16 protein-coding genes are annotated in these 19336 nt (G+C 75.1%); 4 read left to right on the top strand and 12 right to left on the bottom strand.

Annotated features, from left to right (window positions below):
- Window positions 1–29 precede the first annotated feature (29 nt).
- From OG715_RS38265 to OG715_RS38255, 3 genes are all read right to left on the bottom strand, one after another.
- Window positions 30–725: a response regulator transcription factor gene (locus OG715_RS38265; protein WP_266272634.1), complete on the bottom strand. Its 696-nt coding sequence runs from the start codon at window positions 723–725 to the stop codon at window positions 30–32.
- Window positions 722–1921 (bottom strand): sensor histidine kinase, encoded by a 1200-nt coding sequence (locus tag OG715_RS38260; RefSeq protein WP_266272635.1) that lies wholly within the window; start codon window positions 1919–1921, stop codon window positions 722–724. Before OG715_RS38260 ends, OG715_RS38265 begins: the two co-directional genes overlap by 4 nt.
- A 260-nt stretch (window positions 1922–2181) precedes the next feature.
- On the bottom strand, window positions 2182–4413 hold the full coding sequence (locus OG715_RS38255) for an MMPL family transporter (protein WP_266272636.1): 2232 nt from the start codon (window positions 4411–4413) through the stop codon (window positions 2182–2184).
- Window positions 4414–4928: 515 nt separating this feature from the next.
- On the opposite strand from OG715_RS38255, the gene OG715_RS38250 reads away from it, so the two are divergent.
- The 3 genes from OG715_RS38250 (at window position 4929) to OG715_RS38240 (ending at window position 8199) form a co-directional block, all read left to right on the top strand.
- Entirely contained in the window at window positions 4929–6053 is a 1125-nt protein-coding gene (locus OG715_RS38250) for a DegT/DnrJ/EryC1/StrS family aminotransferase (protein WP_266272637.1), read from the top strand.
- Between the two features lie 77 nt (window positions 6054–6130).
- Window positions 6131–7099: an NAD-dependent epimerase/dehydratase family protein gene (locus tag OG715_RS38245; RefSeq protein WP_266272638.1), complete on the top strand. Its 969-nt coding sequence runs from the start codon at window positions 6131–6133 to the stop codon at window positions 7097–7099.
- A gap of 14 nt (window positions 7100–7113) precedes the next feature.
- On the top strand, window positions 7114–8199 hold the full coding sequence (locus tag OG715_RS38240; RefSeq protein WP_266272639.1) for an MGDG synthase family glycosyltransferase: 1086 nt from the start codon (window positions 7114–7116) through the stop codon (window positions 8197–8199).
- Window positions 8200–8317: 118 nt separating this feature from the next.
- Here the strand turns inward: OG715_RS38240 and OG715_RS38235 are convergent, their stop codons facing one another.
- The 6 genes from OG715_RS38235 to OG715_RS38210 all read right to left on the bottom strand — a co-directional run bounded on the left by OG715_RS38235 (window position 8318) and on the right by OG715_RS38210 (window position 13411).
- Window positions 8318–9052: a polysaccharide deacetylase family protein gene (locus tag OG715_RS38235; protein ID WP_266272640.1), complete on the bottom strand. Its 735-nt coding sequence runs from the start codon at window positions 9050–9052 to the stop codon at window positions 8318–8320.
- Window positions 9049–9867 (bottom strand): SDR family NAD(P)-dependent oxidoreductase, encoded by an 819-nt coding sequence (locus tag OG715_RS38230; protein ID WP_266272641.1) that lies wholly within the window; start codon window positions 9865–9867, stop codon window positions 9049–9051. Before OG715_RS38230 ends, OG715_RS38235 begins: the two co-directional genes overlap by 4 nt.
- Window positions 9864–10859 (bottom strand): DMT family transporter, encoded by a 996-nt coding sequence (locus OG715_RS38225; RefSeq protein ID WP_266272642.1) that lies wholly within the window; start codon window positions 10857–10859, stop codon window positions 9864–9866. The genes OG715_RS38230 and OG715_RS38225 overlap by 4 nt, the downstream gene beginning before the upstream one ends.
- Window positions 10860–10982: 123 nt before the next feature.
- Complete coding sequence (locus OG715_RS38220; protein ID WP_266272643.1) at window positions 10983–11360, bottom strand: hypothetical protein; 378 nt, start codon at window positions 11358–11360, stop codon at window positions 10983–10985.
- 241 nt (window positions 11361–11601) lie between these two features.
- On the bottom strand, window positions 11602–12264 hold the full coding sequence (locus tag OG715_RS38215) for a response regulator (protein ID WP_266272644.1): 663 nt from the start codon (window positions 12262–12264) through the stop codon (window positions 11602–11604).
- A complete protein-coding gene (locus OG715_RS38210; protein ID WP_266272645.1) occupies window positions 12239–13411 on the bottom strand; it encodes a sensor histidine kinase in 1173 nt (390 codons plus the stop codon). The genes OG715_RS38215 and OG715_RS38210 overlap by 26 nt, the downstream gene beginning before the upstream one ends.
- Window positions 13412–13586: 175 nt before the next feature.
- On the opposite strand from OG715_RS38210, the gene OG715_RS38205 reads away from it, so the two are divergent.
- Entirely contained in the window at window positions 13587–15845 is a 2259-nt protein-coding gene (locus OG715_RS38205; RefSeq protein WP_266272646.1) for an MMPL family transporter, read from the top strand.
- 43 nt (window positions 15846–15888) lie between these two features.
- Here the strand turns inward: OG715_RS38205 and OG715_RS38200 are convergent, their stop codons facing one another.
- From OG715_RS38200 to OG715_RS38190, 3 genes are all read right to left on the bottom strand, one after another.
- Complete coding sequence (locus tag OG715_RS38200) at window positions 15889–17703, bottom strand: condensation domain-containing protein (protein ID WP_266272647.1); 1815 nt, start codon at window positions 17701–17703, stop codon at window positions 15889–15891.
- Window positions 17704–17772: 69 nt separating this feature from the next.
- Entirely contained in the window at window positions 17773–18516 is a 744-nt protein-coding gene (locus tag OG715_RS38195) for a 4'-phosphopantetheinyl transferase family protein (RefSeq protein ID WP_266272649.1), read from the bottom strand.
- Window positions 18513–19334, bottom strand: a complete 822-nt coding sequence (locus tag OG715_RS38190; RefSeq protein ID WP_266272652.1) for a hypothetical protein — start codon at window positions 19332–19334, stop codon at window positions 18513–18515. The genes OG715_RS38195 and OG715_RS38190 overlap by 4 nt, the downstream gene beginning before the upstream one ends.
- Between the last annotated feature and the right edge of the window lie 2 nt (window positions 19335–19336).

Genomic DNA, 19336 nt, shown 5'->3' with positions numbered 1-19336 from the left:
GGAGTGGTACGGACCACCGGCCGTGCTGATCAGTCGTTCGACCCGGAGGCCGGGCGGGGCGTCCGGACCAGGCCGGTCTGGTACGCGAGGGCGACGAGCTGGGCGCGGTCGCGGGCGTCGAGCTTGGACATCGCCCGGTGGATGTGGGTGCGCACCGTGAAGGGGCTGACGTACATCCGGGCGGCGATCTCCTCGTTGCTGAGGCCGGTGGCGGCCATCGCCATCACCTCGCGCTCCCGGGCGGTCAGGGCGGCCAGCCGTTCGGGTGCGGCGGCCGGGGCCCGGTCCGGGTCGGGCTGGGCGAGCAGGCGGTCGATGACGGCGCGGGTGGCGGCGGCCGACAGCAGTGGTTCGCCGCCGGCGACCCGGCGCAGGGCGGCGAGCAGTTCGGTCGGTTCGGCGTCCTTGCCCAGGAAGCCGCCGGCACCGGCGCGCAGGGCCTGGGCCACGTACTCGTCGATCTCGAAGGTGGTGAGGATGAGCACCCGGGTGCCGGCGAGGTCGGGGTCGCCGCAGATGGCGGCGGTGGCGGAGAGGCCGTCGACGCCGGGCATCCGGATGTCCATCAGGACCACGTCGGGGCGGGTGGTCCGGGCGAGTTCGACCGCCTCCCGGCCGTCGGCGGCCTCGCCGACCACCTCCATGTCGTCCTCGGCGTCGATGAGGACGCGGAAGGCACCGCGCAGCAGGGCCTGGTCGTCGGCGAGCAGTACTCGGATGGTCACGCGGGTTCCTCTCGGGCTGCTGTGCGCAGGGGCAGTTCGGCGGAGACCAGGAAGCCGCCGCCGGGCCGGCGGTCGGCGGTGAGGCGTCCGCCCACGGCGGCGGCGCGCTCGCGCATGCCGATCAGGCCGAAGCCGCCGCCGGCCGGGGCGGACGCGGGCGGGACCGGGCGCGGCGGGCGGTCGTTGGCGACGGTCAGCAGGAACCGGCCGCCGGAGTAGGTCAGGGTGATGTCGGCGGCGCTGCCGGCGGCGTGCTTGGCCACGTTGGTCAGGGATTCCTGGAGGATCCGGTAGGCGGTGAGGTCGACGCCCGGGGAGAGCCGCTGCCGCTCCCCCTCGACGGTGAGCCGCACCGGCAGCCCGGCGCGTTCGAAGGTGTCGACGAGGTCGGGCAGCCGGTCCAGGCCGGGGGCCGGTTCGAGCGGGGCCTCCGGGTCGTCGGCGCGGCGCAGCAGGCCGACGGTGGCCTTGAGTTCGCGCAGCGCGGAGCCGGTGGCGTCGGTGAGGTGGCTGAGCATCTCGCGGGCCTGGGCGGGGTTGCGGTCGAGCAGGTGGACGGCGATCCCGGCCTGGGCGTTGGCGAGCGCGATGTGGTGCGCGACGACGTCGTGCAGGTCGCGGGCGATCCGGATGCGTTCGTCGGCGACCCGGCGGCGGGCCTCCTCCTCGCGGGTGCGCTCGGCCCGTTCGGCGCGTTCCTCGATGGCGGCCAGGTGGGCGCGGCGGGTGCGGACGGAGTCGCCGATGGCGCCGGGCAGCAGGATCCAGGCGACGAAGCCGATCCGGGCGCCGATCGGGGCAGTGGGCTCGGCGACGAACGTGGCGCCGGTGAGCACCACGGCCGCGACGGCGGTGGCGATGCGCGCGGTGGTGCGGTCGGTGTGGACCGCGAGCACGTACAGCGCGACGATCAGCGGAGCGACCAGTCCGACGTTGAGCTGGGTCGCGACGAAGCAGATGGCCAGGGCGCAGGCGAAGGTGATCCCGAACAGCGCGCGGGGGTGGCTGCGGTGGAGGAACACGGCGGCGCTGGAGACCACGGCCAGGGCGAGCGCGGGCGGGTTGGGCGCCAGGTGGTTGCCGAGGCGGTCGACGGTGGTGGTGCCGGCGGTGGCGGTGAACACGCCGAGCACCAGCAGCGCGTCGAGCAGGCGGGGGTAGCGGCGGCGGACGCGGCGCGGCCAGGTGTCGGTCATGCTCGGTTCTCCACGGGCCCGGACGGTTCGGCGGGGGTGCGGGCGTTGGGGCGGGTGCCGTACGGCGCGTACTGCGGATGCAGTACCCGGTCATGCGGTTCGACTGCGGTTCGACTGCGGTTCGTCAGTGCTTCGTCGGTGCTGTTCGTCAGCGGTGTTCGTCCACGGTTCGTACCATTTTGACCGGTCGGGCGCGACGGCCGGAACGCGGGCCGCCCCGCCGCGGCCCCGGGGAGAGGGATCGCGGCGGGGCGGGGTCCTCAGACGCCGACCGAATGGCGGGCCGGTTCGGGGCCGGTCCCGTCTCCGGGGGCGGCGGGGAGCGGGGGCTCGGTCCGGAGGTTGGCGCCCTCGACGTCGATGTCGGGGACGATCCGCTCCAGCGGACGCGGCAGCCACCAGGCGCGGCGGCCGAGCAGGGCGAGGGCGGCCGGGACGATCGCCATCCGGACCACGAACGCGTCGAAGGCGACGGCGGCGGCCAGGCCGAAGCCCATCATCTTAATCATCGGCTCGTTCATGCCGATGAAGCCGGCGAAGACGCTGATCATGATGAGCGCGGCGGCCGTGACCACCCGGGCGTTGTGCCGGAAGCCGGTGACCACGGCCTCGCCGGGTTCCTCGCCGTGCACATAGGCCTCGCGGATCCGGGTGACCAGGAACACCTCGTAGTCCATGGCCAGGCCGAACACCACACCGATCATGAAGATCGGCATCATGCTCATCACCGGGCCGGTCTGCTCGATCCCGATCAGCTCGGCCAGCCAGCCCCACTGGAAGACCGCGACGACGGCGCCGAGCGCGGCGGCCACCGAGAGCAGGAACCCGGCGGCGGCCTTGAGCGGGACGAGCACCGAGCGGAAGACCACCAGCAGCAGCAGCACGGCGAGGCCGACCACCACCGCCAGGTAGGGCAGCAGCGCGTCGTTCATCTTCTGCGAGACGTCGATGTTCATCGCCGTCGGACCGCTGACCAGCACGGTCGCACCGGTGGCGGACTTGAGGCCCGGTGCCTTGTCCCGGATGGCGTGGACCAGGTCGGTGGTCGCGGCCTCGCTGGGGCCGGTGGCCGGCATCGCGGTGACCAGGGCGGTGTCCCCGGCCTGGTTGAAGGCCGCCGGGGTCACGGCCACCACGCCGGGCAGGCCCTTCACGGCATCGGCGACCTGCTGGGCGGCGCCCTTCGGGTCGGGCACGCCCTTGGCGTCGACCAGCAGGGTCAGCGGACCGTTGAAGCCGGGGCCGAAGCCCTCGGAGAGGTGGTCGTAGGCCCGGCGCTGGGTGGTGGAGGTGGGCTTCGCCTCGTCGCCCGGCAGGCCGAGCCGCAGGTCGAGGGCGGGCAGGGCGAGCACGCCGAGCCCGATCACGCTGCCGACCAGGACGGCGACCGGGCGGCGCAGCACGAACCGGGCCCAGCGGGTCCCGCCGTTGGGGCGGGCGCCGGTGGCCGCCGCGGCGGCCCGCCGCGGGTTGCGGAGCTTGCGCGGCAGCACCCGCTGGCCGATGAAGCCGAGCAGCGCGGGGACCAGCGTGAGCGCGACCAGGACGGCGATCACCACGGTGCCGGCCGCCGCGAGGCCCATCTTGGCGAGCAGCGGGATGCCCACCACGGAGAGCCCGGCCAGCGCGATGATCACGGTGAGACCGGCGAACACCACGGCCGATCCGGCCGTGCCGGCGGCCCGTCCGGCGGCCTCCTTGGGCGCGTACCCGTCGAGGAGTTCGGCGCGGTAGCGGGAGACGATGAAGACCGCGTAGTCGATGCCGACGGCGAGGCCCAGCATCATCGCCAGGGTGCTGGTGGTGCTGGACAGTCCGAGCACACTGCCGAGCCCGGTGATCAGCGCGATGCCGAGGCCGACGCCGATCAACGCGGTGAGCAGCGGGAGTCCGGCCGCCAGCAGCGAGCCGAAGGTGATCACCAGGACGACGGCCGATATCGCCATGCCGATGGCCTCGGCGGAACCGCCCGCCTCGCCGCCGGCCATCAGGGCCGTGCCGCCGATGTCCACGGTGAGACCGGCGTCCCGGGCGTGCTGGGCGGCCTGCTCCAGGGCGTCGGTGGCCCCGGTGGAGACCTTGCCGGGCTTGGCGTCGTAGCTGATCGTCGCGTAGGCGGTGGTGCCGTCCTGGGAGACGGCGCCGGTCTTGAACGGTCCGGCGGCTCCGACGACCTGCTCGCCGTGGGCGAGCTCGGCGACCGTCTTCTCGACCGTCTGCTGGTTCTCGGTGGCGGTGATCTTCTGGCCGGACGGCGCGACGAAGACGATCCGGGCCGAGGCACCGTCGGACATCGCGCCGGGGAAGCGCTCGTCCATGAGGTCGAAGGCCTTCTGCGCCTCGGTGCCGGGCATGGCGAAGCCGTCGTCGGGGGCGGCGGGCGCCTTGGCGGCCAGCACCCCCACGGCGGCCAGCAGGGCGACCCAGAGCAGGGTCACCAGCCGGCGCCTGAGGAAGGACCATCGGCCCAGGCGGTACAGGAAAGTGGCCACGGGAGAGCGGACTCCTTCGGATGTCGGTCGGCGGACGTCGGATGCCGGACGTCGGATGCCGGACTACGGGCGTCGGGCGTCGGGCGTCGGGCGGGATCGGTGGCCGGGAGCGCTGCCCGGCCGTCGCGGCCGGGGGCTTCCGGAGCATGGCCATCCTGCGTCGGCGGGCGTCTCGTCGGCGTCGGCCCTGTGCAGGCATTCCGGACTACTGCGGACGCAGCAGGACGACCCGGACGGCGTAGTGCCCGGAGCGGGCCGGCGGCCGTCCGGCTCCGACCTGCGGCCGAGGGGGGCGGCGCGGGGGTCAGGGTCGCCCGGGTCACCCGGGCGGAGGTACGGACGGGCCGCGCCCCGACCGGCGAAGTAGCGTGATGTGCCTGGACCGGACGTTTCACACCGGTTCGTCCGGAGCTGTCCGTCATTCGTCCAGACCTGTCCGTCACCGGTGCACCGGGAAGGCCGCAGGCCCCCGGAACACCGCCCGTCCGCAGCTCGACCGCTGCCGGAGGTGGCCCATGGGCGTTCCCGCCGCCCGCATCGTGTTCGACGAGAACGACCGCGCGGCCGTAGCGGAGGCGGTGAGCGAGATGCTCGCCACCGGCGCGCTCACCCTCGGCCCCTGGACCGAACGGTTCGAGCAGTCCTTCGCCGCCGAGCACGGCGCCACGCACGCCGTCGCCGTCGCCAGCGGCACCGCGGCGCTGGAGATCGTCCTTCGCGGCCTCGACGTCCGCGGCCGCGACGTGGTCGTCCCCGCCGTCACTTTCTACGCGACCGCCGGCGCGATCCTGCACGCCGGTGGCCGGCCGGTCTTCGCCGACGTCGACCCGGCCACCCTCGCGCTCGCCCCGGACACCCTGGAGGCCGCGCTCACCCCCGACACCGCCGCCGTGGTGCTGGTCCACATCGGCGGGCTGATCACCCCCGAGGTCGACGCCCTGCGCGCGATCTGCGACGCCCGGGGCGTCCCGCTGGTCGAGGACGCCGCGCACGCGCACGGCAGCAGCTACCTCGGGCGCGCCGCCGGCACCTTCGGAACAGCCGGAGCCTTCTCCTTCTACCCGACCAAGGTCACCACCAGCGGCGAGGGCGGCATGATCCTCACCGAGTCCGCCGAACTGCGCGACGAGGCCCGGATCCACCGCGACCAGGGCAAGGGCTCCTTCACCACCAACCACCACGTGCGGCTCGGCGCGTCCTGGCGGATGAGCGAGCCCAATGCCGCCATCGGCACCGTCCATCTGCGCCGGCTCAAGGAGTTCGTGGAGACCAGGCGCCGGGTCGCCCAGCGCTACGACGCCGCGCTCGGCGCGCTGGACGGCCTGACGCCCGTCCTCGAACCGGCCGGCTCCCGCGGCAACTACTACAAGTACGTCGCCCTGCTGCCGCCCGGCACCGACCGCGCGGCCTTCAAGCGGGCCGTCGCCGAGGAGTACGACGTCCGGCTCTCCGGCGAGGTCTACGACCTGCCGCTGCACCTGCAGCCGGTGCTCGCCCCGTACCGGCGGGCGGCGCTGCCGGTCGCCGAGGACGTCTGCGCCCGGCAGATCTGCCTGCCGGTGCACTCCGACATGACCGAGGACGAGACCGAGCTGGTGATCGAGGCGGTCTCCGCCGTCCATCGCCGCTCCACGGGCTGACGGACCACGGACCGACGGACCGCGCCGGTCGCGAGAACCGTCGGGAGCAGTCGGTCGACAGAAGACAGGAGAGAACCGTGCGAATAGCGGTCACCGGAGGATGCGGCTTCATCGGCTCACACGTCGTCGACCGGCTGCTCGCCGCCGGGCACGAGGTGCTCGCGGTGGACTCCACCGACAAGTACCTCAACCCCGACGCCGACCACGCGCGGATCGACATCCTCGACCTGCCCGCCCTCACCGCCGCCCTGGACGGCTGCGAGGTGGTCTTCCACCTGGCCGCGCAGGCCGACGTCGAACGGGTCGCCGCCGACCCGGTCGGCGCCGTGCGGGCCAACATCGACGGGACCGAGGCCGTCCTGGAGGCGTCCCGCCGCAACGACCTCAGCCGGACCGTCCTGGCCAGCACCGTCTGGGTGTACGGGGCGGCCCTCGGCGAGGCCGGGATGGAGGACGAGGAGCAGGAGCTCGACGAGCACGTGCCGATCGAGCTGGACCACAGCGGGCACCTCTACGTCGCCACCAAACTGGCCGCCGAGATGCTCGTGCACAGCTACCGCCAGCTGTACGGGCGGCACTTCACCATCCTGCGGTACGGCATCCCGTACGGGCCCCGGATGCGCGACGAGCTGGTGGTCGCCCGGTTCGTGCAGGCCGCGCTCGACGGGCGGCCGATCACCATCGCGGGCGACGGGCGGCAGAGCCGCAACTTCGTCTACGTCGAGGACCTCGCCGACGCGCACGTCCGCGCCCTCTCCCCCGCCGCCGAGGACCAGACCTTCGCCCTGGAGGGCTCCACGGCCGTCTCGGTCCGCGACATCGCCGACACCGTCGACCGGCTGCTCGGACCGGTCAGCATCGAACACATCGAGGCCCGCACCGCCGACTACGCCGGGCGCCGGATCTCCGCCGCGCAGGCCAAGCGGCTGCTCGGCTGGTCGCCGCGCACCAACTTCGCCGACGGCGTGCGGCGGTACGCCGACTGGTACCGCTCCGAGGCCGCGCCCGCGGCCGGCCCCGCGGCCGGCCCCCGCCAGGGCGCCTGAGCCGGGGCCGGGAGGTGCCGCACGCGCTGCTGGTCTCCGGCTCGCTCGGCCAGGGCCACGACGTGATGGCCCGGGCCTGCGCCGACTCCCTGGAGGCGCGCGGCTGGACCACCAGCACGGTCGACGCGATGGCCCTGCTCGGGCAGCACGCGGGCAACGCCGGGGAAGCGGTGTTCCGGCGGCTGCTCGACCTGCCCGGCGTCTACGACGCGTTCCACTTCTCCGCCCTGCGCCCCGGCGCCCGGATCGCCCTGCTCGCCGACGCGGCGGCGAGGCGGCGGCTGGTGCCCGCCGTCCGGGCGCTGCTCGCGGAGCAGCGCCCGGAGCTGGTGGTCTCGGTGTTCGCCACCGCCACCTCCGCCGTCAACCGGCTGCGCGGCGACCCGCCCGCCTTCCGCCACCTGGTTCTCTGCACCGACGTGACCCCGCACCGGCTCTGGGTGCAGGACGGCACCGACCTGTTCCTGGTCACCTCCGAGGTCGCGGCCTGCGGAGTCCGCCGCTACCGCCCGGACGCCCCGGTGGCCGTCCTGCCCGCACCGCTGCGCGCGCCGTTCTACTCGCCGCCCTCGCGCGCCGAGGCGCGGGAACGGCTGGGCCTGCCGCCGGACGCGCGCTGCGTCCTGCTGATGTCCGGCGCCTGGGGCCTCGGCCCGCTGGCCCGCACGGCCGCCGAACTCGCCGACGCCGGACCGCACGTCCTCGCCGTCGCCGGCAGCAACACCGAACTCGAACGCCGCCTGCGCCGGGCCGCCGCCCACCGCCCCCGCCTCCACCCCTTCGGCTGGACCGACCAGGTGCCCGCCCTCATGGCCGCAGCCGACCTCGTCGTCACCAGCTCCGGCGACACCTGCAGCGAGGCCCGCGCCCTGGGCCGCCGCCTCCTGCTCCTCGACGTCGTCCAGGGCCACGGCCGCGACAACCTCCAGCACGAACTCGAACTCGGCCACGCCGACGTGGCCTCCGCCCGCCCCACCGAGGTGCTCCACTCCGCCCTCGCCGCCCTCACCCGCCCCGAACCGCACCCCTCACCGGGCGCCACCCCGGAGGGCTGGCGCACCGGCTTCGAAGCGGCCCTGACCCGGGTCGGCCTGGCCTGACACGGTTCCCGGTCCAACCCGCCCGGGGCAAAGGACACACGAACGCCAACCGGCCGCTTCCCCCGATCGCGACGGGGGAAGCGGCCCAACGCCCGCCAAGGCCGGGCTCTTCCGCGCTTCAGTCGCCCCGGACGCCGTGGTCGCGGAGGGGCCCGAGGGTGAGGCCCCGGTCGTGGCAGTGGGCGGCGATCAGGGGGAGGGCGGCGAGGGTGGCGCGCCAGGAGTCGGGGGCGGAGGTGCAGTCGGAGTCGTGGAGGAGGAGGGTCGCACCGGCAGTGAGGTGGGGGCGGGCGGTGGCGAGGACCGAGCGGCCGGTGGCGCCGGCCTCCCAGTCGCGGCCCCAGGCCGTCCACAGCACGGTGCGCAGGCCGAGGCGGTGGGCGGCCAGGGCCTGGCCGGTGGTCTGGACGCCGTAGGGCGGGCGGTACCAGCACGGGGGCGCGCCGGTGAGGTCGGTCACCGCCTCGGTGGCGCGGCCCAGTTCGCGCAGGTCGCGGGCGGGGGCCGGGTAGTACTGGCGGCGGTGGTGCCAGCCGTGGACGGCGGCCTCGTGGCCGCGGGCGACCAGTTCGCGGCCGAGGTCCGGGGAGCGTTCGAGCATCGCGCCGAGGAGGAAGAAGGTGGCGCGCAGGCCGAGGGCGTCGAGGGCGTCCAGGATCTGCGGGGTGCCGCGCGGGTCGGGGCCGTCGTCGAAGGTGAGGGCGAGGTGCCCGGGGACCGCGCCGTAGCCGGCGGTGCGGCGGGCCAGCAGCCGTTTGACGGGCGGCAGCCGCACGGCGGCCGGGGCGAGGTGGAGCAGTTCGACGCCGGCGGCGGCGCCGAGCAGGAGGCCGGCACCCCCTCGGGCCCTCACCCGAACCGGGCCGCCATCCGGCGGAAGAAGCCCGGCGCGGCGCCGTGGATCCGGGCCGGGAAGTCCAGCCAGTGCGGGAGGAAGGCGCGGTCGCGGTCGGTGGTGATCGCCGTGTGGACGAGGTCGGCCACCGCCTCGGCGGAGACGGGGCGGGGGCGTTCGCGCTGGTAGTCGGTGCCGCGGGTGGCGAAGAAGGGTGTCGCCACCGCTCCGGGGAGGATCAGCCGGACGCCGACGCCGGTGCCGCGCAGCTCGTACCAGAGGCTCTCGGCGAACATGGTCAGCCCGGCCTTGGTGGCGGCGTAGGCGGCCTCGTCGCGGACGCCGACCTGGCCGGCGATGGAGCCGAGCAGCACGATCCGGCCCCGGTCGCGTTCCAGCATCGCGGGCAGCAGCAGCCGGGCCAGCCGCAGCGGGGCGGCGAGGTTGACCTCCAGCATCCGGTCCAGGGTGTCGGTGGGGGTCTGCGCGAAGGGGCCGCGCCAGCCGAGTCCGGCGCCGGCGATCAGGGCGTCCACCCGTCCGGCGGCGGCGAGGGCGGCCTCGGCGAGGCGTTGGGCGCCGTCGGGCTTGGCGAGGTCGGCGGGGAGCGGGCGGCCGCCGGTGCGGGCGGCGACGGCGTCGAGCCGGGTCTGGTCGGTACCGGAGAGCAGTAACCGCCAGCCGACGGCGGCGAGCCGGTCGGCGGTGGCGGCGCCGATGCCGGAGGAGGCGCCGGTGACGAGGGCGATCGGCGGGTTGTCGGCAGGGCGCCGCCGGGGCCGTCGGGAGCGTGAACGGGCGTCTTCCGTGACGTCCGTGGCGTCCGTGGTCATGGCATCTGCCGCTCTGTGCGCACCTCGCCGTCCGTTTTGTCCGGCAAATCACCTTTGCATGGCGGAGCCGTCCGGGCGACCCGACCAAGGTCCGCACCGGGGTCCGCACCGGGTGGCGTCGGGACGGGCGCCGGGACCGTCCCGGCGGGTACCGACAGAAGGCCCGACTCCGACTCCACCTCGCCGAACCGGGACAGTACGAAGGTGCCGCCGACCGCCACCACGAACCCGGTCAGCGCGCACCAGGCGTAGCCGGGCCTGGCGGTGTCGCCGAGCGCCACCACCCCGACCAGGGCCGGGCCGAAGGTCTCCGACACCGTCCCGGCGGCGGTCACCGCCGTCACCGTGCCGCGCTGCAGGGCCAGCGCGTAGGCGAGGTAGCCGCCGAGTCCGCCCAGCGCCAGCCCGTACGCGGCCGGGTCGGTGAACACGTCGAGCGGCCCGGAGACGTCGAGGACCCGGACGGCGAGGCTCGTGACCCCGAAGCCGACCCCGGCCAGCAGGCCGAGGCCGACCGCCGCCGCGTTCCCGCTGCGGCGGGCGAGGACGAAGGTGAGCAGCAGCATCAGCACCGTGGTGGCGAGCAGCGCCCAGTGGAACGCGGCCGAGGCGTGGTCGCGGCCCGCGTGCCCGGAGCCGAGGGCGAGCAGGGTCAGGCCGACCACCACGGCGGCGATGCCCAGCAGGTCGGCCCGGTGCAGCCGGGCCCCGAGCAGCCGGGCGGCGGCCAGCGCGGTGACGGCGAGGCTGGCGTTGGTGACGGCCTGGACCAGGAACAGCGGCAGGGTGCGCAGGGCGACGATGCTCAGCACGAAGCCCGCGACGTCCAGGCCGGTGCCGAGCAGGAACCGCCAGGACCGGAGCAGGGCGGCCAGCAGGCCGACCCGCACCCGGTCCGCGTGCGGCGCCTCGCGCGCGCCGCCCGCCTGGAACACCGAGCCGAAGCCGAAGCAGACGGTGGCGACCAGGGCGGTGGTGAGTCCGAGCAGCATGGCCCTCCCGGCGTCCGGGGCGCCCCCCGGTGACCGGGGGTCCGTCCCCAGTCTCCGCCGGGCCCGCCGGGGCCGCAGCGGGGAGGGACAGGAAGGACCGGGAAGGACCGCGACCGGTGGGGGTCAGCCCTCGGCCGGGCGCCCCGCGGCGGCGGCGAGCACACCGTTGGCCACCGGCACCGCGAGCAGCAGGGCGATCGCGCCGATCAGCCCCGTCCCGGCGGCATCCGGGAGCAGGCGGTCCGCCACCGCCGCGACGAGGACGGACACCGCGCCGAGGGCGGCCACGCCGGCCAGCGCTCCGCGCAACCGACGAGGCGGGCGTTTGCGGTCGTACTCGACCGCGACCCCGACGGCTCCGACGACACTGAAGGCCCAGGGGAGGTCACGCAGCCACCCCTCCCCCAGCAGCAGCCACACCGCCAGGCCGAGCAGGCAGGCGAACAGGACGCCCAAGATCTCGGCCACCACCGTCGCCGCCACCATGTCCCGGACGTGCATTTGCCTCCCCCTCCGCGCGCCCCTCCCGGGAGGCTACCCCGGGAGGGGCGCGTTCGGTACAGGGCCGAACGCGCCGCGTGAGCGGGGGCGGGCGTTCCCGGGGAGGAGCGGTGGCGGCGCGGGACACGCCCCCGGGCGTGGATCGGGTCGTGATCGTCAGGTGCTCCTGGTCAGCTCCTCGTTCCCGATCACGTTCCCGATCACGACCCGGCACCCGGCACCCGGCACCCGGCACCCCGGCTCAGGTCCCGGGGAGGACACGGCGCGTTTCGTACGCCCACATCGCGATCTCGACCCGGTTGCGGGCGCCGAGTTTGGCCATCAGGCTGGCCAGATGCGTCTTCACCGTGCTGAGACTGATGTGCAGCGCGTCGGCGATCTCGGTGTTGGTCAGCCCGCGGGCGACGGCGAGGAGCACCTGCTCCTCGCGGGCGGTGACGGGTGAGACCGGCTGGGCCGCGGGCCGGCCGGCGGGCAGGTCCGCGAACGCCCGGAGCAGACGGACGGTGACGCTGGGCGCGATGAGCGCCTCCCCGTCGGACGCCGACCGTACGGCCTGGGCCAGAAGGTCCGGTCCCGTGTCCTTGAGGAGGAACCCGCGGGCGCCGGCACGCAGCGCGCCGTAGACGTACTCGTCGAGGTCGAACGTGGTGATGACGACCACGGCCAGCGGGTCGACGACGCCCGGGCCGGCGAGCAGCCGGGTGGCCCCGAGCCCGTCGAGCACGGGCATGCGGATGTCGAACAGGCAGACGTCGGGGCGCAGTTCGCGGGCCAGGCGGACCGCTTCCCGTCCGTCGGCGGCCTCTCCGACCACCTCGATGCCGGGCTGGGCGTTCAGCATGATCCGCAGCCCGGTGCGGATGATCGTCTGGTCGTCAGCGACGAGGACGCGTACGGACACCGCTCCCGCTCCTCGCTCTCGGCAGCTCGGCCTCGACCTGCCAGCCGCGGTCGGTGCCCGGGCCGGCTCGTAGTGTGCCGCCGATCAGGGTCGCGCGCTCGCGCAGTCCGGTGAGTCCGTACCCGTCGCGACCCCGGCCGGTGCGCCGGCCGTTGTCCCGCACGCTCACCCGTACCGCGTGCGGTTCCGCGGCGACCCGGACGACGACCTCGGTCGCGTCGACCGCGTGGCGCAGCGCGTTGGTCACCGACTCCTGCACGATCCGGTAGACGGCGGCGTCCAGGGCCGGGGGCAGCGTGTCCAGCTCGCCGTCGAGCCCCAGGTCGACCCGGACGCGACCGCCGGGGGTGCGCACCAGGCGCTCCAGATCCGCGACGCCGGCGGGGGGCGCCAGCTCGGCACCGACGCCGCGGTCGCGCAGCGCGGCGACCATGGCGCGCATTTCCTCCAGCGTGCGCGCCCCTTCCTCCTCGATCCCCTCCAGCACCTCGACCGCGGCGGACGGATCGGTGCCCGCGAGCACCCGGCCCGCCTGGGCGATGATCACCATGGCCGACACGTGGTGGGCCACCGTGTCGTGCAGTTCCCGGGCGAGCTGCTCGCGCTCGCGGGAGCGCACCTGCTCCAACTGCCGCTCGCGAGCGGTCACCCGGAACCGCACCGCGGCCCCGAGCACGCCGGGCAGCAGGCCGAAGACGAAGCCCACGACCTTTTCCACGACCGGGGTGCCGTCCGCGACGACACACAGCGCGAACGCCACGACGATCGTCGCGCCGCCCAGCACGTTCTCGCGCCCCGATCCCCACCGGGGCAGCGCGTACACCAGCACGAGCACGACCGCGCCGGCGTACAGGCCGACGGGCTCGCCCGGTGCGACGACGAGCGAGGCCACCTGAAGCAGGATCACCGAGCCGAACGCCAGCGTGACCGTCGCCAGCGGGCGGGTCCGGCGCCGCAGGGTCAGCAGGCACAGCCATACGGCGAACACCACCGCCGTCGGACGCCACACGACGTTCTCGCGCAGGGCGGCCTCCAGCGCCACCCCGGCGAGGCCCGCGGCGAGCAGCGCCCAGTCCCGCCGCACCCGGGCGGGCGCGTCGGTCGGCCGGGGTTCGGTCCACAGCGTTCGCAGGTCGTCTCGGAGCACGGTTCTCAGCTTAGGGACCGCGGCGGGCCGCGCATCGGCCGAAAGGACGGGTCGTCACTCCGCCCCGGGGCCGACGGATCCGCGGCCTGCGGGCCGATGCCGCGGAGCGCCGCGGCGACGAACCTCGGCATCGGCGGCCGTACAAGGACGGCCACCGAGGTGGTTGGAGGAACCGATGCTGTCGACAGCCCTGTTGCGCCTGGGCACAAGCGCCGCCCGCCGTCCCTGGCGGGTGATCGCGGCATGGCTGGTCGCCGCCACGCTCGCCGTCCTCGCCGCCGTCGCCTTCGGCGGGCCGAACGCGGATTCGATGACCGCTCCGGGACTGGACTCCGGACGGGCCGCGCAACTGATCGAGCGGGCCGGCACCGGCCAGGAGGGGATGACCGCCCAGGTGGTGGTCACCCCCCTCGACGGCGCCGCGACGTTCTTCGACGACGACGGCGCGCGCGCCGCTCTCTCGCGGCTGCAGAGCGAGGTGCGGCGGCTGCCGCACGTGCTCGGCACGAGCGACCCGGCGGGGGCGCTCGACGCGGGCGGGGACACCACCGTGCGCGGCGGCCTCGTCTCGGCCGACGGGCGGATCGCGGTCGTCCGGGTCCAGTACCCCGACCAGAACCGGCTCTCGGCCGAGGACCTCGACGCCCTCGTCGATCTCGGCGACCGGCTGCGCGCCGAACTGCCCCTGCGCGTCGAGATGGGCGGGAGCCTCTTCTACGCCTTCTCCGACCCCGACGGCGGCGCGAGCGAGTTGATCGGGATCCTCGCCGCGGCCGCGATCCTGTTCCTGGCGTTCGGTTCGCTCGTCGCCGCCGCGCTGCCGATCGGCATGGCGGTCTTCGGACTGACCGTCGGGGTCGCCACGATGACCGTACTGGCGGGGGTGACGGACGTCCCCGCCTTCGCACCGGTCCTGGGCAGCATGGTCGGGCTCGGAGTGGGCATCGACTACGCGTTGTTCGTGCTCGCGAGGCACCGGGAGTACCTCGCGCGCGGGCTCGGTCCGCGCGAGGCGGCGGGGCGAGCGGTGGCCGCGGCGGGGAGGCCCGTGGTCTTCGCCGGCGGCACCGTCGTCGTATCGATCCTCGGCCTGGCGGTCGCGAACGTACCGTTCATGACGGTGGGCGGGCTCGCCGTCTCGATCGTCGTTCTGATCATGGTGGTCGCGTCGGTGACGCTGCTGCCGGCCTTCCTCGGCGCCGCCGGCCCACGCCTGGCCCGGCCGGGCCGGATCGGCCGGGCTCTGCGGACCATGAGGCCCGGCCGACTCGCCCGGCGGCGGGACCCGGCGGCAGGCGGCGCCCCCGCCGCCGGGTGGCACCGCTGGATCGGGCACGTCGGCCGGCACCCGGTGCCGTACGCGGTCGGCGCGGCGGGGCTGCTGCTGACCGCGACGCTGCCCGTGCTCGGCCTGCGCGTCGGTCTGCCGGACGACGGCTCACTGCCCCGCAGCCGTACCGAGCGCCGGGCCCACGACCTCGTCGCCGAGGGGTTCGGCCCGGGCATCAACGGTCCCCTCGTCATCGCCGCGGACCCCGCCGGTGATCCGGGAGTGCTGGACCGACTCGTCGCAAGGGTCGCGGCGGATCCGGGCATCGCGTCCGTCGCGCCGACGCACATCGATCGGGCCACCGGCATCGCGACCCTCGTGGTGTTCCCGACCACCAGCCCTCAGGACAGGGCCACGACCGACACCATCGCCCGGCTGCGCACCGACGTGCTGCCCGCGGCGATCGGGCACGGCCCGGCCAGGGCCCACGTGGGCGGCGCCGCCGCGAGCCTGTCCGATGTGGGCCGCCGCACCAGCCGACGCCTGCCGGTGTTCGTCGCCGCCGTGCTGGCGATGTCGTTCCTGCTGCTGATGCTGGTCTTCCGCTCGGTACTCGTACCGCTCAAGGCGGTACTGCTGAATCTGCTGAGCATCGGCGCGGCCTACGGCATCATGGTCGCGGTCTTCCAGTGGGGTTGGGGAAGCGCGCTCATCGGGTTGGAAACGACGGTTCCGATCGTGTCGTTCATCCCGATGTTCCTCTTCGCCATCCTGTTCGGCCTGTCGATGGACTACGAGGTGTTCCTCCTCTCCCGCATACGCGAGGTGTACCTGCGCACCGGCGACAACAGCACGGCGATCGTCGAGGGCGTCTCGCGCACCGCCCGGATCATCACCTCGGCCGCCCTCATCATGGTGGCGGTCTTCCTGTCCTTCGCCGTCACCGAGGACCCCTCCACCAAGATGTTCGGGCTCGGCCTGGCCACCGCGATCCTCGTCGACGCCACGGTCGTCCGCATGGTGCTGGTACCGGCGACCATGACACTCCTCGGCCGGGCCAACTGGTGGCTGCCGAAGTGGCTGGACCGGATGCTTCCCCGCGGCCCGGTCGGCACCGACCGGACGGACGACGAGCATCGACCTCGGACAGGTCCCCACCCGTGAGCGGTCCGACGGCCAGGACCGGGGCGGTCCTGGCCGGCCGGGCCTACCCCGGGAGTGCCGCCTCCGCGCGGCCCGAACCCTCCGCCCGCGCGGGGAGGTTCGGCCAGGTGAGGAGCGGCAGCGGGTCGGGGTGGAGGTGGACGGCGTAGTGGTGCGGGGCCATCGCGGTCTCGTGGCCGGGGAGGGTGCCGACGACCGCGTGGTGTGCGGCGGCGGGGGTGAGATCCTGGTCGGTGGTGGCGATCCGGGCGGTGAGCCGGCCGTCCTCGTAGCCGAGGTCGACCGCCGTCGCCCGCGCGCCGAGGGCGTCGGCGACGAGGGTGCGGACGGCCGCGAGGTCGATCCAGTCGGCGCCGATCCGCTGCCAGTCGCCGGTGCGGGTGGCGGGGCTCAGGCCACTGAGGGCGGCCAGCTCGGTGAGCGGCAGCGGTCCTGCGGCGGCGGCCGCGAGGACGGCGGGGACGGCGCGGGCGAAGCGCTCGGCGTCGGCGCGCTCGAACACCTGGGGGCAGGCCAGCAGGGCGAAATCCAGGCTGCCGGCGGTGCGCAGGATGTTGAGCATCAGGCGCACCGGCAGCGGCTGGTCCGGCAGCCACTGCACCTCGGGGTCGGCGGTCGGGGCCGGGCGGGCGTCGGAGATGGTCTCGGGGATGGCGAGGCTGAGGTCGTTGACGACGATCTGCCGGTTGAAGCGGGCGCCGCGCCGCTCGGCGACGTCCTCCACCAGTTGCCAGACCTTGTCGGCGTTGAGCGTGCTGTGCCAGTAGCCGGTGAAGGAGGCGACCTTGGTGCGGCCGATCAGGGCGTCCAGATCGTCGTCCGCGCCGGAGGGGCCGACCTCCAGGGCGATCAGGGCGTCCTGGGCCAGGGTGCCGATGTGGTCGGCGAGGGCGGAGCGCTGGCGGTTCGCCGACAGGGCCGAGATCACCAGGTCCGTGCGGTCGGCGCGGTGCGCGGCGAGGGCGGCGAAGACGGCGATCAGGACGGCCGAGGGGCCGGCGGCGGTGCGGCGGCAGACCGCCTCCAGGTCGGCGGCGGCGGTCCGGGAGCGCAGCAGCAGGGCGGCCGTCCCCTCGGGGCGGCCGGGGGTCATGCCGTCGACGGAGAAGGAGCTCGACGGTCCCGCGGTGAGCACCGTCTCCCAGTGCTTGAGCGCGGCCGCGGTCTTGCGGCGCCCCTGGGGGCTCTGCTCCAGGGCGGCGAGTTCGAGCGGGGTGCGGGAGCCGGCGGGCGGCAGTCGCGTCCCGGTGGCGAGGGCCAGCCAGTCGCGGATGAGCAGGGTGACGGCGACGCCGTCGACCCCGGCGTGGCAGCCCACCACGACCAGCCGGTGGACGAGTTCGCCCTCGGTGAGCAGGGTGAAGCGCAGCCGCGGGGCGGCGGTCAGGTCGAACGGCACGGCGACGTCGGCCCGGCCCAGCTCGTCGGCGAGGGCATCGATCGCGGCGCCCCCGCGGTCGCCGACGGGGACCAGGGTGACGGTGAACTCGCCCTCGGTGCGCACCTCCTGGCGTTCGGGGAAGCCGTCCGCGCCGGGGCCGGGCGGGAAGACGGTGCGCAGCGACTCGTGCCGTTCCAGCAGCGCGCGCAGGGCGTCGACGGCGGTGGCGACGGTGGTGCCCTCGGGGACGGGCCAGACCGACTCGCGGTTGATCTGTTCGGGCCGGTCACGCCCGATGCAGCGGAGCATGTTGTCCTGGCCGAGGGTGAGCGGTCCTGAGCCGCCTCCCACGCCGTGGAAGCGGGCCGTGATCCGGCCTTCGGTCTCGGTCACGTCGTGCGTCATCACGTCGATCGCGCCCTTCGGTTCGCAGGTCTGGGCGAGGTGCGGTCGGGACGCTACCAGCGGGCCGATCATGTGGTCCAGACCAGAAACCTGGGATACCGGCGGGCCCCGACAGTATTCTGATGTTTCGTCAAGTACCTGTCATGGCAAGTTGATTGGGGACCAGATCCGTCGGCGGACCTCGGCCGGGCCGGCTCCGACGGTGGCGACCGCGGCCCGGAACCCACCGGGGGCGGGCACGTCCTCGACCCGGCAGGGGCCCGGGCCGAGCGCGCCGGGGTCGGCGAGCAGCACCGGCGACGGTCCGTCCAGCGGCAGCCCGAAGCCCTGGACCAGCCGCCCGCCGTACGCCTTGACGCACGCCTCGCGGCGGCACCAGAGCACGGTGAAGCGCCCGGCCGGGTCCGGGTCGGCGGCGACCGACTCGGCCTCGGCGGCCGGGAACCAGCGCCGGGCCATCCGCACCGCGACCCGCGCGTCCCGGACCCGCTCGACGTCCACCCCGACGGCGCGCCCCTCGGTGAGGGCGACGGCCGCGAGGGCGCCGGAGGCGGAGTGGTTGACGGCGAGGCCGTCGAACCCGGGCTTGCCGTGCGGGCCGTAGCGCCAGAGCAGCCGCGCGGGGTCGCGGCCGAGCCGGGCGCCGGCGAGCAGCCGCACGGCGCCGTGGGCGACGGTGAACCGCCGCCCGAAGCGCCGGTCGGGACCGTCCGCGCGGGCGCGTTCGGCCGGGTCGAGCAGCTCGTACAGGGCGCGGACCACCGGCTCCGGCTGGTCGGTGGGGACCAGCCAGACGTCGACGACGTCCGTGCCGGCGACTGGAGCGACAGGAGCAGCGGGAGCGACGGCACCGGTGCCGGCCGGGGCCGCACCGGTGCCGGTCATGACGGCGGACCGGCGCGCAGGGTCAGGGTGGAGAGCACACCGAGCCTGGGGTCGAAGTCGGCCAGCAGCACGGGTCGCCGCTCGGCGCGCCAACCGGGCAGCCGGTCCGCGAGGGCCGACCAGAGTCCGGTGAACGGCTGACCGGCGGGGACGCGGACGGCGTCCAGGCCGGGCACGTCCAGCCCGGCGGCGAGCAGGACGGCCGCCCCCTCCCCCAGCGCCTTCGCCTGCCGGCGGACCTCCTCGGCCACCGAATCGGCCGTCCCGACCACCGCGCCACTGTCCTGACGGACCGTCAACTCCTCGTCGGGCAAGGTCTCGCAGACCAGGACGACGGCGCAGTGGCGGTCCGGCAGGGTGACCGGTTCGGGCGGCAGATGGTGCAGGGCGGTCTGCTCGGCGAGTACGACCACCGCACGCCGGGCGACACCGGTCCGCTGGTACGCGAGTGCGGCGCGCAGCGCGGCGAACGCCCCGGCGGTGCCCTGGTCGCAGAGCGCGAGCGCGGTGGGCGTGCCGGCGCAGGAGCGGCTGAGCGCGAGCGAGGTGGGCGCGCCGGGCCGGACGTCGGGCGAGTCGAAGGCCTGGATCAGTACGTCCGCGGGCTCGTCCGGTCCGAGGGCCTCGGCGAGCAGGCCGGCGGCCAGCTCCTCGTAGGCGTGCCCGACCCCTTCGGCCAGCAGGTCCTCGCGCAGCGGCAGGCCGTACGGGCGGACCAGGTCGGCGACGAAGACCCGGAGGTCGGGGTCGAGGGAGAGTTCGGAGCGGCCGTCGGCGTACCGCGTCAGCACCCGGGTGAGACCCGGGGCGGCGGACACCG

The organism is Kitasatospora purpeofusca (genome assembly GCF_036010405.1).
In the GTDB taxonomy this organism is placed as follows: domain Bacteria; phylum Actinomycetota; class Actinomycetes; order Streptomycetales; family Streptomycetaceae; genus Kitasatospora; species Kitasatospora purpeofusca.
The sequence above is the reverse complement of the archived record's forward strand: the minus strand, read 5'-3'. Positions and strand labels throughout refer to the sequence as shown.

What these genes read in the sequence shown, in the direction of transcription:
- OG715_RS38220 (WP_266272643.1), bottom strand. Translation starts at nt 11,360, where the DNA reads ATGCACGTCCGGGACATGGTGGCGGCGACGGTGGTGGCCGAGATCTTG.
- OG715_RS38260 (WP_266272635.1), bottom strand. Translation starts at nt 1,921, where the DNA reads ATGACCGACACCTGGCCGCGCCGCGTCCGCCGCCGCTACCCCCGCCTG.
- OG715_RS38205 (WP_266272646.1), top strand. Translation starts at nt 13,587, where the DNA reads ATGCTGTCGACAGCCCTGTTGCGCCTGGGCACAAGCGCCGCCCGCCGT.
- OG715_RS38195 (WP_266272649.1), bottom strand. Translation starts at nt 18,516, where the DNA reads ATGACCGGCACCGGTGCGGCCCCGGCCGGCACCGGTGCCGTCGCTCCC.
- OG715_RS38250 (WP_266272637.1), top strand. Translation starts at nt 4,929, where the DNA reads ATGGGCGTTCCCGCCGCCCGCATCGTGTTCGACGAGAACGACCGCGCG.
- OG715_RS38225 (WP_266272642.1), bottom strand. Translation starts at nt 10,859, where the DNA reads ATGCTGCTCGGACTCACCACCGCCCTGGTCGCCACCGTCTGCTTCGGC.
- OG715_RS38200 (WP_266272647.1), bottom strand. Translation starts at nt 17,703, where the DNA reads ATGATCGGCCCGCTGGTAGCGTCCCGACCGCACCTCGCCCAGACCTGC.
- OG715_RS38230 (WP_266272641.1), bottom strand. Translation starts at nt 9,867, where the DNA reads ATGACCACGGACGCCACGGACGTCACGGAAGACGCCCGTTCACGCTCC.